Here is a 13,295-nt window from a genome sequence, read left to right on the forward strand (position 1 = left end):
CGCCACGCTGGGCGCCGCCGTGCGCCGCCTGCGTGACGCGGGCGTCGGCGTCGTGGTGGGCACCTGTCCCGACCTCGGCGCGGTCCGCGCGGTCGCGCCGCCGCTGCGCCAGCTCATGGGCTGGTACGGCCGCCGGGTCGCCCGCGCGCAGGCCGTGGCGGCGCTGCTGGCCGGCGCCCGGGTGGTCGACCTGGCCGCCCAGGTGGGCCCGGTGTTCCGCGCCGACGCGGGGATGCTCTGCTACGACGGCTACCACCCCTCGGCGGACGGCTACCGCGTGATCGCGTACGCCCTGTTGCCGGACGCGGCGGCCGCCCTGAATCTGGCGTCGTCCCGCTGACACCGGAGGCTACCGAGCGGTAACATAGGCGGTATGCCGATCGCCTCCGACCGCGACGCGGTCATCGTCGCCACCGCCCGCTCCCCCATCGGCCGAGCCGGCAAGGGGTCGCTCCGCGAGCTGCGCCCCGACGACCTCGCCGCCACGATCGTCCGCGCGCTGCTGGACAAGGTGCCCGCGCTGGATCCCCGTACTATCGATGATCTTTATCTGGGTTGTGGTCTCCCCGGCGGTGAGCAGGGGTTCAACATGGCCCGGGTGGTGGCCGTTCTCGCCGGTTACGACTTCCTGCCGGGCGCGACCGTCAACCGGTACTGCTCGTCGTCGCTGCAGACCACGCGGATGGCGTTCCACGCGATCGCGGCCGGCGAAGGCGACGTGTTCATCTCGGCGGGCGTCGAGACCGTCTCCCGGTACGCCCGGGGCAACTCCGACCACCTGCCCGCCGAGGCGGCTGCGGCCGTCGGGGGCGGCTGGGAGAACCCGGTGTTCGCGCAGGCGCACGCCCGGTCCACGACGCGGTCGCTCGGCGGCGCGCCGACCTGGCACGACCCGCGCTCCGACGGCGAGCTGCCCGACATCTACCTGGCCATGGGCCAGACGGCGGAGAACCTCGCCCAGCTCTACAACATCAGCCGCGAGGAGATGGACTCCTTCGGCGTACGGTCGCAGAACCTCGCCGAGAAGGCCATCGCGGACGGCTTCTGGGCCCGCGAGATCACCCCGGTCACGCTGCCGGACGGCACGGTCGTGTCGACCGATGACGGGCCGCGCGCGGGCGTGACCCTCGAGGGCACCGCCGCGTTGAAGCCGGTCTTCCGGCCCGACGGGCGGATCACCGCCGGCAACTGCTGCCCGCTCAACGACGGCGCGGCGGCGGTGCTGGTCATGAGCGCTGGCCGGGCCCGTTCCCTGGGCCTCACGCCGCTCGCGAAGATCGTGTCCACGGGCGTCAGCGCGCTCTCCCCCGAGATCATGGGCCTCGGCCCGGTGGAGGCGTCCAAGCAGGCGCTCGCCCGCGCCGGCATGACCATCGACGACGTCGACCTGGTCGAGATCAACGAGGCGTTCGCGGCCCAGGTCATCCCGTCCTACCAGGACCTGGGCATCCCCCTGGAGAAGCTGAACGTCAACGGCGGCGCCATCGCGGTAGGCCACCCCTTCGGCATGACCGGCGCCCGCATCCTGGGCACCCTCATCAACTCCCTGGACTGGCACGACAAGACCATCGGCCTGGAAACCATGTGCGTAGGCGGCGGCCAGGGCATGGCCATGATCATCGAACGCCTCTCCTGACGCGCTCCCCGTTCGCAAGAGTCGACTTATGGCGGCATCCGGCGCGCGGATGACCGCCACAAGTCGACTCTTGCCGCCGACACACCCGGGTGGCCCGGTGCCGGAGCGCTTGACTTGCAGGTTCTGCTGCTTCCGGGCCTGCCGATACCACCGAACTTGCAGGTCAAGCGGCGGGCCGCGGCGCGGGCGGCCGGGCGGGGCGCCGGCGGGCGGGGTGAGTGGTGCGACCCCGGGCGGTGCTTCCTATGGGGAAGCAGAGCAAGGTGGGTGGGAGAGTGGGGCGCTGCGCGGTCCGGGGCGGGGTTAGAGGGATGCGCGGAGGGTGGCGACGTGGGTGGCTGCCTCGGTGCGGGTGGTGGGGGGTGCCGCGCGGAGGTCGCGGACCATGACGCGGAGTTGGTCGGGGAGGACCACGTCCGCCAGGCGCGGGACCGGGAGCGGGGGGCGGGACTCCGCCGCAGCCGCCAGGTCGGCCAACTGCTGGACCAGGGCGTACATGCGGTCGCCGCGGGACTGTTGGGCCCACTGGGCGGCGCTCCAGTGGCCGACCCGGTTCAGCAGGAGTTCAGCGGAGCGCTCGAGGTCGTCGGTCACCGTTCGCGGAGGTAGCCGATGAGGCGCAGGATCTCCAGGTAGACCCAGATCAGCCCGACGACCAGGCCGAACGCGCACGTCCAGGCCATCTTCGCGGGCGCGCCGACGCGGATGGCCTCCTCGATCTGGTCGAAATCGAGGATGAAGCTCAGCGCCGCGACGACGATCACGACCAGGCTGAACCCGATGGCGATCCAGCCGGCGTTGCCCTCGGCGTCGCCGCGCAGGCCGGTGTGGATGTTGAACAGGCTCAGGATCCAGTTGACCAGCATGACGACGAAGACGCCCGCCATCGCGCCGATGAGGCCGCGCGTGAACCGGGGCGTCGCCCGGATGACGCGGAACTTGTAGAGCACCGCCATGAACAGGAACACGCCGAACGTGCCCGCGACGGCCTGCACCACGATGCCGGCGTACGCCGTCTCGTAGACCTTGCTGATCAGGCCGACGAAGACGCCCTGCACGAGCGCGTACGCGAAGATGACCACCGGGTTCGTGACCCGGGCGAACGCGATGACCAGGCCGATCACGAGGCCCACGATGGCGGCGCCCATGATGCCGAGCCCGACCAGGCCGTCGGGCACCATCACCCAGGCGGCCGCGCCGGCGATGCCGAGGACGGCCAGCAGGGCGATGGTGCGCACCACGACGTCGTCGATGGTCATCCGGTCGGCCGGCGCCTGGACGACCGGCGGGTAGGCCGGCTGCGGGTACGGCACGCGCGACGGGTCGCCCGGCGCGCCGTAGCCGCTGGTGGGCTGGACCGGCGTCAGCCGGGTGAGCACCGGGTTCGAGCTTCGCATAGTAGAAGCGTAACCATCCGGGACAACGTCACTCGCCCCTTTTGGCCGCCTGAATCTGCTCATAGACGTGTGCGCGCAGCTTCGCGAAGTTCGGGTCGGACCGCGTCGCGAGCTGGTCGCGGTCGGCCGGCAGGTCGATGGTCAGCTGCTCGCGGACCACGGTCGGCGACGAGGACAGCACGATCACCCGCTGGCCGAGGTACACCGACTCGTCGATGTCGTGGGTGACGAACAGGATCGTCACGCCCAGCCGCCGCCACAGGCCCCGGATGAGGTCCTCCAGCTCGGCGCGGGTCTGCGCGTCCACCGCCGCGAACGGCTCGTCCATGAGCATGACGCGCGGCTCGTACGCGATGGCGCGGGCGATCGCCACCCGCTGCTGCATGCCGCCCGAGAGCTGCCACGGGTACGCGTTGTGGGCGTCGGCCAGACCGACCGCCGCGAGGGACTCCGCGACCAGCTCGCGCCGGCGCGCGCGGGTGAGCTTCTTGTGCCGCAGCGGCAGCCCGACGTTGTCGCGCACCGTCATCCAGGGGAACAGGCTCCGCCCGTACTCCTGGAAGACGACCGCGAGGTCGGCGGGTGGGCCGACCACCCGGTCACCGTGCACGAGGACCTCGCCGGCCGTGGGGGCGAGCAGGCCGGCCATGCACTTGAGCAGCGTCGTCTTGCCGCATCCCGAAGGGCCGACGAGGCAGACCAGGTCGCCCTCGTCGACGGTGAAGGTGAGGTCGCGGACGGCCTCGACCGTGCGGCCCGCGCCCTCGTACACCTTCTTGACGCCACGTACGTCCAGCATGTCGGGATGTCCTTTCAGGAGCGCCGCGCCCGGCGCAGACCGCGGTGCCACGCCAGGACGCGCCACTCGACGACGCGGAGCAGGAGGGAGTAGGCCACACCGAGCAGCCCGAGCAGGATGATGCCGCTCCACATCTCGGGGATGGCGAAGGTGCGCTGGTCCTCGACGATCGAGTAGCCGAGCCCGTTGGTGGGGGCGAACATCTCGCTGATGACCATGAGGATGATGGCGATGGCCATGGCCTGCCGGGCGCCCGTCATGATCTGCGGGCTGGCGCCGCGCAGCACGAGGTGGCGCAGCCGCGCGAGCCCGGTGATCCGGTACGCCCGGGAGGTGTCGGACAGGATCCCGTCGAGGCCGCGGACGCCCTCGACGGTGTTGAGCAGCACCGGCCACAGGCAGCCCATGGCGATCACGATCACCTTCATGGTGTCGCCGATCCCCGCGAACAACATGATCACCGGTACGAGCACCGGCGGCGGGAACGCCCGGAAGAACTCGAAGACGGGCTCGGTCGCGGCGCGCACCGGGCGAACCAGGCCGATGAGCACGCCCAGGACGACGGCGGCCCCGACGCCGAGCACGTAGCCCAGCGACAGCCGCGCCACGCTCGGCAGCACGTGGTCGCGCAGGGCCCCGCCGGTCCACTTGCGGCCGAAGGCGTCCAGGATGGCGCTCAGCGGCGGCAGGTAGTACGTCGTGCTGCCCGCCGAGACGAACCACCAGACGACCAGCAGGATCACCGGCAGTCCGAGGATCAACACCAGGCGTCGGGCGACGGCGGTCATGACGGGATCACCTCGCCGCGCACCGACTGGTGCCAGAACAGCAGGCGACGCTCCACGGCGCGGACCCCCACGTTGATGACGATGCCGAGCACGCCGGTCACGGCGATCAGGGCGTACATGGCGGGAACGGCCTGCGACGCCTGGGCGGTGCCGATGAGCTTGCCCAGCCCGTCGGTGCCCACGATCAGCTCCGCCGTGATCGCGAGGACCAGGGCGACGCTGGCGGCCAGCCGGACGCCCGTCATCACGTACGGCAGGGCGGTGGGCCACAGGACGTGGCGGAACCGGGCCCACGCGCCCAGGCCGTAGCTGCGGGCCGTCTCGTCGGCGACCGGGTCGACCTCCCGGACGCCGCCGAGCACCTGGATGAGCACCTGCCAGAACGACGCGTAGACGATGAGCAGCAGGGCGGACTGGATCCGGGTGCCGAAGAGGATCACGGCGAGCGGGATCAGCGCCACCGACGGGATGGGCCGCAGGAACTCCACGGTGGAGGCGGTGAACTCGCGCAGCGGGCCGATGCCGCCGATGACGAAGCCGAGCACGACGCCGGCGGCCACGGCGATGGCGAGCCCGATGGCCCACGAGGTGAGGGTGTCGCCGAGCGCCACCCAGAACGCGCGCTTGCGGACCTCCTCGACGAAGGCCGCGGCGACGGCGCTGGTCGGCGGCAGGTGCCGCGCGGACACCACGCCGACGCGGGGCAGGGTCTCCAGGATGGCGATGAGCACGACGAGTCCACCCGCGCCCAGGAGGGCGGGGTGGACCCGTCGGCCCGGCGGGCTGGGGGGCGTTGGGGTCACGGAAGCAGCGCGCTCAGGTCAGGCGCGGTGGTGAAGACGCCGTCGGACTGGCCGAGCCTGGCCAGCGCCTCGATCGACGTCTTGTTGATCTGGGTGGGCCACTTCGGCAACGTCATGGACGTGCGCAGTTCCTCACTGATCTGGGTGTACGACCCGAGTACGGCGCGCACCTCGTCGGGGTGGGTGTCCGCGTACTGCAGCGACTCGTTGATCGCCTCGGCGAACCTCCTGACCAGCTCGGGGTTCTCCTGGGTCAGCTTGGTCGAGGTGAAGTAGACCGCCACGGTCAGGTCCGGCGCGGCGTCGACGAAGTTCCACGCCACGGGGCGGGCGCCGGCCGCCTTCGTCGCCGAGAGGGTGGGTTCGACCACCCACGCGGCGTCGACCTGGCCGTTGTCGAGGGCGGCGGCCATCTGGGGGAAGCCGATCTCGACGAACTGGATGCCGGCAGGGTCGCCGCCGGCCTTGCGGACCGATTCGCGCACGGTGGTGTCGCCGATGTTCTTGAGGGTGTTGACGGCGACCTTCCTGCCGGCCAGGTCCTTGGCCGACTGGATGGGGCTGTCGCCCTTGACCACGACCGCGCCGAAGTCCGCGCCCGACTTGCCGGTGGACGCGACGCCGTTGGCCACGACCTTGATCGGCACGGCCTTGGTCTGCGCGATCATGAGCGAGGTGACGTTGCTGAAGCCGAACTGGAACTGGCCGCTCACCACGCCCGGGACGATCGCGGCGCCGCCCTGCGCGGGCGTCAGGGTGAGCTCGATGCCGCGCTTGCTGAAGAAGCCCTTGTCCTTGCCGAGGTAGATCGGGGCCACGTCGACGATCGGGATGACCCCGACGGCGACCTTGGTGGTGCCGGTGGACGACGGCGTGCCGTCCGCCGGCTCCTCTGATCCGCACGCCGCGACCGCGAGCAGCACGGTGGCGGCGGCGAGGCCCGCGAGGGACCGACGCATGAGACCTCCAGAGAAGAATGACCGGCGGAGCGAAGTCGAATGGTGTTCGCCATGCGAACGCTAGTTCTCCCAATGAACGTACGACGAGATACTGGTTCCCGTCAATGGCTGCAGAACGGGATGAATCGCTCCTTAACGGTCGGTCTGACCGAACGACCGGACGCCGGGCGGCGCCACGCCGCGCGGCGGGAGATCCCAATCTGATGGAATACCGACACGCGCGCAACCATCGATAGACAAGAATCTGCACCACGCCGCGACCGACCTGATCACGGCTGGACCGAATTGGCCGCGCACAGCCGACGACCGGACGACACCGGTTGAAGATCACCATCTCCGGTACGGACGCACAGTTTGATCGCTGGTCGTTTACACGCGTCGTTCCACGATCGCCGAACGCGGTACAAACGCGCAGTCCCGGCGACCCGATAACCGACAAACCGCCCCTCGCCCGTCGTGAAGATCCCCGTTTTCTGTACGGGAGCGCAGCCCAGCCACACTCCTGCACAGGAAACCCAGATCTTGGTACCGACAGCCGGCGGATACCGGCCCACCAGCCTCATGATCGCGACGGAAAGCGCCAACCCCGGGGTATTCCGCAACGGACGGTGCTACGGGCGATCTTCCGCACCGTGACAGCCGACGCCGGCAACGCTGTTGACCTGCCTGTGCCCGGAGCGGGGCTCGAACCCGCACGCCTTGCGGCTGTCGCTTTTAAGGCGACTGTGTCTGCCGATTCCACCATCCGGGCCGCACGGATAGGTTAGCCGCCCGGCGTCGCCCGCTCAGCCGCACAGGCGGGCAGACGATATCTTTGCCCGCGTGGCCAGCACCGTATCCGAGACGATCGCCTCCGCCGAGCGCGTCGAGCAGCCGCCCGCGCCGAGCCGACGGGTGTGGGCCGCGCTGCGCCGCCCCCGCGTGGTCGACGCGCTCGTCTGCGCGGCATACGTGGCCGTCGCGGGGCTGCTGACCGCGGGCCTGTGGCCCGACCCGCACACCCGGGCGCTCGCGGCCAACGTGCACGACCAGGCGCTCATCGAGTGGTTCCTGGGGCACGGCACGCTCGTCTGGACGGGCGACTTCAGCCTGGTCACCGACCGGCTCAACGCCCCCGACGGCGTCAACATGATGGCCAACGCGTCGCACACCCTGCACGGGGTGCTGTTCACGCCGGTGACGGTCATCTTCGGCGCGGCGGTCTCGTTCGCCCTGCTGGTCGCGGTGAACCTGGCCGCCACCGCCGCGGGGTGGTACCTGCTGCTCGCCCGCACCCTGGGCATGCACCGGGCGGGCGCGGCGGTCGGCGCGGCGCTGGCCGGCTTCGGCCCCGGCATGATGTCGCAGTCCAACAGCCACCTGCACATCACCGCGCAGTGGCTGGTGCCGCCGATCCTCTACGGCCTGATCCGGCTCACCCGGGTCACCCGGGTCGGGGCGGTCATCGGCACAGGCGTCGGGCTGGGCCTGCTCATCGTCGCCCAGGCGTTCCTCGGCGAGGAGGTCCTCTTCCTCACCGCGCTCACCCTCCTGATCTTCATTCCGGTGTACGCGCTGCGCCGGCGCGCGTGGGCGCGCGAGGTCGCCCGGCCGTTCCTGTGCGGGTCGGCCATCGCCGCCGCGCTCGCCACGGCCCTGCTGGCGTACCCGCTGTACATCCAGTTCGCGGGCCCGCAGGCCATCCCGAACGCCCCGTTCAGCCCGGCCGTCTTCTACGGCGACGTGGCCAGCTACATCTCCGTCTCGACGCTGTCGATCGGCACGTCGCCGGGCGCTGAGAAGCTCACCACGAGCGCCACCGAGGCCAACGCGTACTTCGGGCCGATGCTGCTGCTGCTCGTCGTGGTGCTCGCGGTGTGGCAGCGGAGGTCGCCGGCCACCACGGCGGTCGTCGGGTCGGCCATCGTGATGACGCTGCTGTCCTTCGGCCCGTACGTGACGTTCGCCGGGCACCGCACGGGCCTGCCCAGCCTGTACTACCCGCTGCGGGAGATGCCCGTCATCACCGGGGCGCTGCCCACCCGGTACTCCCTGGCACTGTTGCCGTTGTTCGGGGTGCTGCTCGGCTACGGCATCGGGCGCGCGCTGGCGCACCGGACGCCGTGGGTGCGCTTCGTGGTGCCGGCAGCGGTGGTGGCGGCGCTCGTGCCGATCCTGCCGCGCCAGGTGGCCACGACCGACCGGGAGCCGGTGCCGACGTTCATCAGCAGTGGCCACTGGCGCGAGTGCGTGCCCGACGGCGGCGTCCTCGTGCCCGTGCCGCTGCCGACCGCCGCGCAACCGGACGCGATGCGCTGGGCGGCCGCGGCCAACGCCCGGTTCGCGCTGCCCGAGGGCTTCTTCATCGGGCCGTACGGGCCGCGCGGGAACGCCTCCATGGGCACCTACCCGCAGCCGACGTCGAAGCTGCTCAGCGCCGTCGCGAAGAGCGGCCGGGTGCCCGTCCTGAACGCGTCGGTGCGTCGGCAGGCCCAGGCCGACCTGCGGTTCTGGGGCGCCGACTGCGTCGTGGTGCCCGACGGCCCCCGCGCCGACGCCCTGCGGACCACCCTCGACGGGCTGCTGTTCGCGGGCCGCAGGGTCGACGACGTGTGGATCTGGGACGTCAGCTCTTCGTAGCCTCGGTGAACGGGGCCAGCGGGTCGTGCAGCTGACCGAGCGGCACGACCTCGCGCTTGAGGAACAGCGCCAGGGTCCAGTCGATGGTCACCCGGACCTTGCGGTTGACGCTCGGGATCCGGCTCAGGTGGTACGTGCGGTGCATGAACCACGCGGGCAGGCCCTTGAGCTTGATGCCGTAGACCTGCGCGACGCCCTTGTGCAGCCCCAGGCTCGCCACCGAGCCGGCGTACTTGTGGGCGTAGTTCTTCACGGGCCGGCCGCGCAGGACCGCCACGATGTTGTCGGCCATCGTCTTCGCCTGGCGGACCGCGTGCTGGGCACTGGGCGAGCACATGGTGCCGGGCTGCGCGGCGGTCAGGTCGGGCACGGCCGAGCAGTCGCCGGCGCTCCACGCGCCCTCGACCACCGCGCCGGACGGGTCGACCACCTGCAGCGTGGGCAGGCAGGTGACCCGGGCCCGCGCGTCGCGGGGCAGGTCGGTCGCGTCGAGCATCGGGTGCGCCTTGACGCCCGCCGTCCACACGATGGTGTCCGCGGTGAAGCTGTCGCCGTCGGAGAGCACCACCTTGCGGTCCACACAGGACTCCAGGCGGGTGCCGAGCCGGATGTCGAGGTTGCGCGTGCGCAACTGCTCGACCGTGTAGGCGCCCATGTCCGGGGACACCTCGGGCAGCACCCGCTGGGTGGCCTCGACGAGCACCCAGTGCATGTCGTCGGTCGACAGCTCCGGGTAGTAGCGCAGCGCGTCGCGGGCCATGTCCTCCATCTCGGCGAGCGCCTCGATGCCGGCGTACCCGCCGCCGACGAAGACGAACGTCAGCGCCGTCGCCCGGGTCGCCCTGTCGGTCGTGGTGGCGGCGATGTCGAGCCGCTCCAGCACGTGGTTGCGCAAATAGATGGCCTCGCCGATGGTCTTGAACCCGACGGCGTGCTCGGCCAGGCCGGGGATCGGCAGGGTCCGGGAGACCGAGCCGGGCGCCACGATGATGTGGTCGTAGCCGACCTCGCGCGCCGGGCCGATGATCGGCTGTACGGTCGCGACCTTGCGGGCGTGCTCCACCCTGGTCACCGAGCCGGCGAGAACGGTGCAGTGCTTGAGCTCGCGGCGCAGCGGCACCACGCTGTGTCGCGGCGAGATGTTGCCGGCCGCCGCCTCGGGCAGGAACGGCTGGTAGGTCATGTGCGGCTGCGGGTCGACGACCATGACCTCGGCCTCGCCCCGCTTGAGCTTGCGGCTCAACCGCAGGGCCGCGTAGAGCCCGACGTGGCCGGCACCGACGATGAGAATCCTCTGCGGCTTCACGCCCAGAACGCTACCCCTGTCGCGTTTCGGGGACCCTCGCCAACAGCGTCGATGTCACGCAGCTCTCAGGTGTGACCTCGGCTACCGGCGCCCCACCAGCCACGCCAGCACCACCGCCAGGGCGGCGATCGCCAGCAGGCCCAGGATCGGCGCCACCAGCGGCGACCAGCCCGCCACGCGGCTGGCCAGCAGCACGCCGCCCACGGCGATGCCCACCCCGCCGGCGAGGACGGCCGCCGTCTGCCCCGCCCACCGGCTCAGCACCCCGGGCGCCACGACCGCGTCGTACGGCAGCACGGCGGCCAGGGCGGCCCCGGTGTGCACCGGGTAGATCGCCGCGGCCACCAGGATCAGCCGCCACAGCGGCGCCGGCTCCTGGTACACCAGGGTGGAGGTCAGCCAGGCCACGGCCACGAGCAGCACCACGAGGGTGACCACCGAGCTGCGTGGAGCCAACCCCACCGCAGCGCCCAGCACGACCGCGATGCCCCACGTCCACGGGACCTCCACGAACGGCTCCGGCGCGGCGAGCAGCAGCACCGCCACCGCGAACGCGCCCGCGAGGCCGCGCACGAGCGCGGGTCCGGGGGCGGTGCGGCGCACCGCGCGGCTCGTCGCGTGGGTCCGGGCGCGAAGGCCGCCGAGGACCTCCTCCACCGAGTACGGGACTCTGATCATCGGACACCTACCCGGGGCGCGGCGGCCAGCTGGGTCACGTCGCGCAGGACGTGGTCGAGGCTGCCCGTGCCGGCCCACTGGGCCACCGGGACGCCCACCTCGCGCAGCTGCCCGATGACGTTCTCGCGGTCCATCCACCACAGCCGGTGGGCCAGCGGGCCCCACGCGGAGCGCTGGTACGGCACGGAGGCGGACGTGTCGAGCGTGTCGATCGCGACGACCATCCGACCCGACCGGGCCAGCCGGGCGACCATCTCGGCGGAATGCTCGTTGAGCAGCGGCGTCAGGACCACGACCAGGCCGCGGGTGGGCAGGTGGTGCCCGTCGAACAGGTACGGCGGCGGGGCCTCCACGCCGTCGGAGGGGCGCACCTGCAGGATCCACTCCAGCACGGCGTGGAAGTGCCGGCGGCCGGAGCCGGCGCGCAGCCGGCGGATCTCGTACGAGTACTCGATCAACGACACGCGGTCGCCGCGGTGCAGGTAGTGCTGGGCGATCGCGGTCGCCGCGCGGACGGTCGTGTCCAGCGCGGACGCGGCGCCATGGATGCCGCCGGAGCGGCCCGCCTCGTGCACCACGTCGAGCACGAGGGCGACCTCGGCATCCCGGTCGGAGAGGGTCTGCGCCACGTACGGGTGCTGGGCGCGCAGCGTGGTGCGCCAGTCGATGCGCCGCAGCCGGTCACCCGGCGCGAAGGCCCGGATGCCGGCCAGCTCGCCGCCCTCGCCGGGGCGGCGGGAGCGGTGCACGCCGACCAGGCCGGCCGCGTGCGGCATGGCGTCGTCGGCCCGGAACTCGTCGAGCGCCGGGAACACCTTGATCGGGGCCACGTCGGTGAAGTTCGGCGTCGAGATGAGCAGCCCGCCGCCGGCCACCGCGTACGCCTGCGCGGGGCCCACCCAGTGCTCGCCCCAGCGCAGCGCCGGACCGGCCAGGTCGACGGCCGTGGCGGCCCCGGCGGGCAGCTCCCCCGCGTACGGGCGGTCGCTGTGCCGCAGGCGCACCCACCGGCTGGGCGCCGCCCGCACCACCACCACGTCGTACGGGCACTCATCCGCGTTGGCGACCACCACCCGGGCCGCGATCTCGTGACCCTCGACGACCGGGTCCTCGGTCGAGGTCAGGACCAGCTCGGGCAGGACCGTCGGGCGGGCCCGCAGGCCCCACGCGACGCCGAGCGCGAACGGCGCGGCGAGCACCACGAGGTCGTACCGGCCCAGCACGACCGCGATCACCGCCAGCACGGCGGTGACCACGATGGCCCGGCCCATCGCCCGGGTGGGCACCCAGGTGCGGTGGTCGGCGAACGGGTTCTCCACGGGGCTCAGGCCCGGCGGGCCGCGTAGCTGGGCAGCGCGCCGCTGGCCGGGGCCTGGGTCTGCTCCAGCACCTCGCGGACGACCTGGTCGACGTTGACGCGGCGCAGCCACACCTCGGGCCGCAGGGTGAGCCGGTGGCCGAGCGCGGGCACGGCGACCGCCTTCACGTCCTCGGGGATGACGTAGTCGCGGCCGGCCATCGCGGCCACCGCGCGCGACAGCAGCAGCAGCGCCAGCGAGCCGCGCGGCGAGGCGCCCACGAGCACCTGCGGGTGGTTCCGGGTGGCCGCGGCCAGCGTGACGATGTAGCGGCCGACCGAGTCCTCCACCGTCACCGTCTCCAGGGCGGCCTGCATGGCCGACAGGGTCGGCGCGTCCACCACGGGCTCGATGGAGATCTCCTCGCGGCGGCGCGACATGCGCCGGCGCAGCACGTCCCACTCCTCGTCGGCGGTCGGGTAGCCGAACGACACCCGCAGCAGGAACCGGTCGAGCTGCGCCTCGGGCAGCGGGTACGTGCCCTCGTACTCGATGGGGTTGGCCGTGGCCAGCACGTGGAACGGGGGCCGCAGCGGGTAGGTCGTGCCCTCCACCGACACCTGGCGCTCCTGCATGGCCTCCAGCAGGGCCGACTGGGTCTTCGGCGGGGTGCGGTTGATCTCGTCGGCGAGCAGCAGGTTCGTGAAGATCGGGCCCGGTCGGAAGGTGAAGTCGTGGGTGCGCTGGTCGTACAGGAACGAGCCGGTCACGTCGGCGGGCAGCAGGTCGGGCGTGAACTGCAGGCGCCGGAAGTCCAGCCCGAGGGCCAGCGCGAAGCTGCGGGCGGTCAGCGTCTTGCCCAGGCCGGGCAGGTCCTCCAGCAGCACGTGCCCGCCCGCGAGGATGCCCGCGAACACCAGGGTGAGGGCGTCCCGCTTGCCGACGACCACGCCGTTGACCGCGTCGAGGACCCGGCCGGCCAGCGCGCCGACGTCCGCGGGCTTCATGGTGG

At 72.1% G+C, this 13,295-nt stretch carries 13 protein-coding genes and 1 tRNA gene; 3 read left to right on the forward strand and 11 right to left on the reverse strand.

The features are described 5' to 3' along the window. Both ABD211_RS07600 and ABD211_RS07605 read left to right on the forward strand, forming a co-directional pair. Positions 1 to 340: GDSL-type esterase/lipase family protein (locus ABD211_RS07600; RefSeq protein WP_344127713.1), on the forward strand; the 340-nt coding region annotated here is incomplete at its 5' end. Positions 341 to 373: 33 nt separating this feature from the next. Beyond that, a complete protein-coding gene (locus tag ABD211_RS07605; protein WP_344127715.1) occupies positions 374 to 1,636 on the forward strand; it encodes an acetyl-CoA C-acetyltransferase in 1,263 nt (420 codons plus the stop codon). A 303-nt stretch (positions 1,637 to 1,939) separates the two neighbouring features. On the opposite strand, the gene ABD211_RS07610 is transcribed toward ABD211_RS07605, so the two are convergent. The 7 genes from ABD211_RS07610 to ABD211_RS07640 form a co-directional block, all read right to left on the reverse strand. Continuing rightward, on the reverse strand, positions 1,940 to 2,230 hold the full coding sequence (locus tag ABD211_RS07610) for a hypothetical protein (protein WP_344127718.1): 291 nt from the start codon (positions 2,228 to 2,230) through the stop codon (positions 1,940 to 1,942). After that, positions 2,227 to 3,033 carry a Bax inhibitor-1/YccA family protein gene (locus tag ABD211_RS07615; protein ID WP_344127720.1) on the reverse strand — a complete coding sequence of 269 codons (807 nt, stop codon included), beginning with the start codon at positions 3,031 to 3,033 and terminating at the stop codon, positions 2,227 to 2,229. The genes ABD211_RS07610 and ABD211_RS07615 overlap by 4 nt, the downstream gene beginning before the upstream one ends. Before the next feature lie 28 nt (positions 3,034 to 3,061). Further along, the gene (locus ABD211_RS07620) at positions 3,062 to 3,832 is read right to left on the reverse strand and encodes an ABC transporter ATP-binding protein (protein WP_344127722.1); all 771 of its coding nucleotides are present in this window, start codon (positions 3,830 to 3,832) and stop codon (positions 3,062 to 3,064) included. Positions 3,833 to 3,846: 14 nt separating this feature from the next. After that, the gene (locus ABD211_RS07625; RefSeq protein WP_344127724.1) at positions 3,847 to 4,620 is read right to left on the reverse strand and encodes an ABC transporter permease; all 774 of its coding nucleotides are present in this window, start codon (positions 4,618 to 4,620) and stop codon (positions 3,847 to 3,849) included. Next, positions 4,617 to 5,423, reverse strand: a complete 807-nt coding sequence (locus ABD211_RS07630) for an ABC transporter permease (RefSeq protein WP_344127726.1) — start codon at positions 5,421 to 5,423, stop codon at positions 4,617 to 4,619. Before ABD211_RS07630 ends, ABD211_RS07625 begins: the two co-directional genes overlap by 4 nt. Next, on the reverse strand, positions 5,420 to 6,382 hold the full coding sequence (locus ABD211_RS07635) for an ABC transporter substrate-binding protein (protein WP_344127728.1): 963 nt from the start codon (positions 6,380 to 6,382) through the stop codon (positions 5,420 to 5,422). Before ABD211_RS07635 ends, ABD211_RS07630 begins: the two co-directional genes overlap by 4 nt. Positions 6,383 to 7,051: 669 nt before the next feature. Beyond that, positions 7,052 to 7,133: transfer RNA gene (locus ABD211_RS07640), tRNA-Leu, on the reverse strand. A gap of 71 nt (positions 7,134 to 7,204) precedes the next feature. On the opposite strand from ABD211_RS07640, the gene ABD211_RS07645 reads away from it, so the two are divergent. Then, positions 7,205 to 9,001, forward strand: a complete 1,797-nt coding sequence (locus ABD211_RS07645) for a hypothetical protein (protein ID WP_344127730.1) — start codon at positions 7,205 to 7,207, stop codon at positions 8,999 to 9,001. Here the strand turns inward: ABD211_RS07645 and ABD211_RS07650 are convergent. The 4 genes from ABD211_RS07650 to ABD211_RS07665 all read right to left on the reverse strand — a co-directional run bounded on the left by ABD211_RS07650 (position 8,988) and on the right by ABD211_RS07665 (position 13,290). After that, positions 8,988 to 10,307, reverse strand: a complete 1,320-nt coding sequence (locus ABD211_RS07650; RefSeq protein ID WP_344127732.1) for an NAD(P)/FAD-dependent oxidoreductase — start codon at positions 10,305 to 10,307, stop codon at positions 8,988 to 8,990. The genes ABD211_RS07645 and ABD211_RS07650 overlap by 14 nt on opposite strands. Before the next feature lie 81 nt (positions 10,308 to 10,388). Continuing rightward, entirely contained in the window at positions 10,389 to 10,985 is a 597-nt protein-coding gene (locus ABD211_RS07655; protein WP_344127734.1) for a hypothetical protein, read from the reverse strand. Beyond that, positions 10,982 to 12,256: a DUF58 domain-containing protein gene (locus tag ABD211_RS07660; protein ID WP_344127784.1), complete on the reverse strand. Its 1,275-nt coding sequence runs from the start codon at positions 12,254 to 12,256 to the stop codon at positions 10,982 to 10,984. Before ABD211_RS07660 ends, ABD211_RS07655 begins: the two co-directional genes overlap by 4 nt. A gap of 53 nt (positions 12,257 to 12,309) precedes the next feature. Continuing rightward, positions 12,310 to 13,290, reverse strand: a complete 981-nt coding sequence (locus ABD211_RS07665) for an AAA family ATPase (protein WP_344127786.1) — start codon at positions 13,288 to 13,290, stop codon at positions 12,310 to 12,312. Between the last annotated feature and the right edge of the window lie 5 nt (positions 13,291 to 13,295).

Origin of the sequence: Luedemannella flava (assembly GCF_039528515.1) — a bacterium.
Taxonomy (GTDB): Bacteria; Actinomycetota; Actinomycetes; order Mycobacteriales; family Micromonosporaceae; genus Luedemannella; species Luedemannella flava.

Bases quoted from the DNA above. Each gene is read 5' to 3' on its own strand.
- ABD211_RS07625 (WP_344127724.1), bottom strand. From the start codon at position 4,620: ATGACCGCCGTCGCCCGACGCCTGGTGTTGATCCTCGGACTGCCGGTG.
- ABD211_RS07660 (WP_344127784.1), bottom strand. From the start codon at position 12,256: ATGGGCCGGGCCATCGTGGTCACCGCCGTGCTGGCGGTGATCGCGGTC.
- ABD211_RS07605 (WP_344127715.1), top strand. From the start codon at position 374: ATGCCGATCGCCTCCGACCGCGACGCGGTCATCGTCGCCACCGCCCGC.
- ABD211_RS07620 (WP_344127722.1), bottom strand. From the start codon at position 3,832: ATGCTGGACGTACGTGGCGTCAAGAAGGTGTACGAGGGCGCGGGCCGC.
- ABD211_RS07655 (WP_344127734.1), bottom strand. From the start codon at position 10,985: ATGATCAGAGTCCCGTACTCGGTGGAGGAGGTCCTCGGCGGCCTTCGC.
- ABD211_RS07615 (WP_344127720.1), bottom strand. From the start codon at position 3,033: ATGCGAAGCTCGAACCCGGTGCTCACCCGGCTGACGCCGGTCCAGCCC.
- ABD211_RS07665 (WP_344127786.1), bottom strand. From the start codon at position 13,290: ATGAAGCCCGCGGACGTCGGCGCGCTGGCCGGCCGGGTCCTCGACGCG.
- ABD211_RS07635 (WP_344127728.1), bottom strand. From the start codon at position 6,382: ATGCGTCGGTCCCTCGCGGGCCTCGCCGCCGCCACCGTGCTGCTCGCG.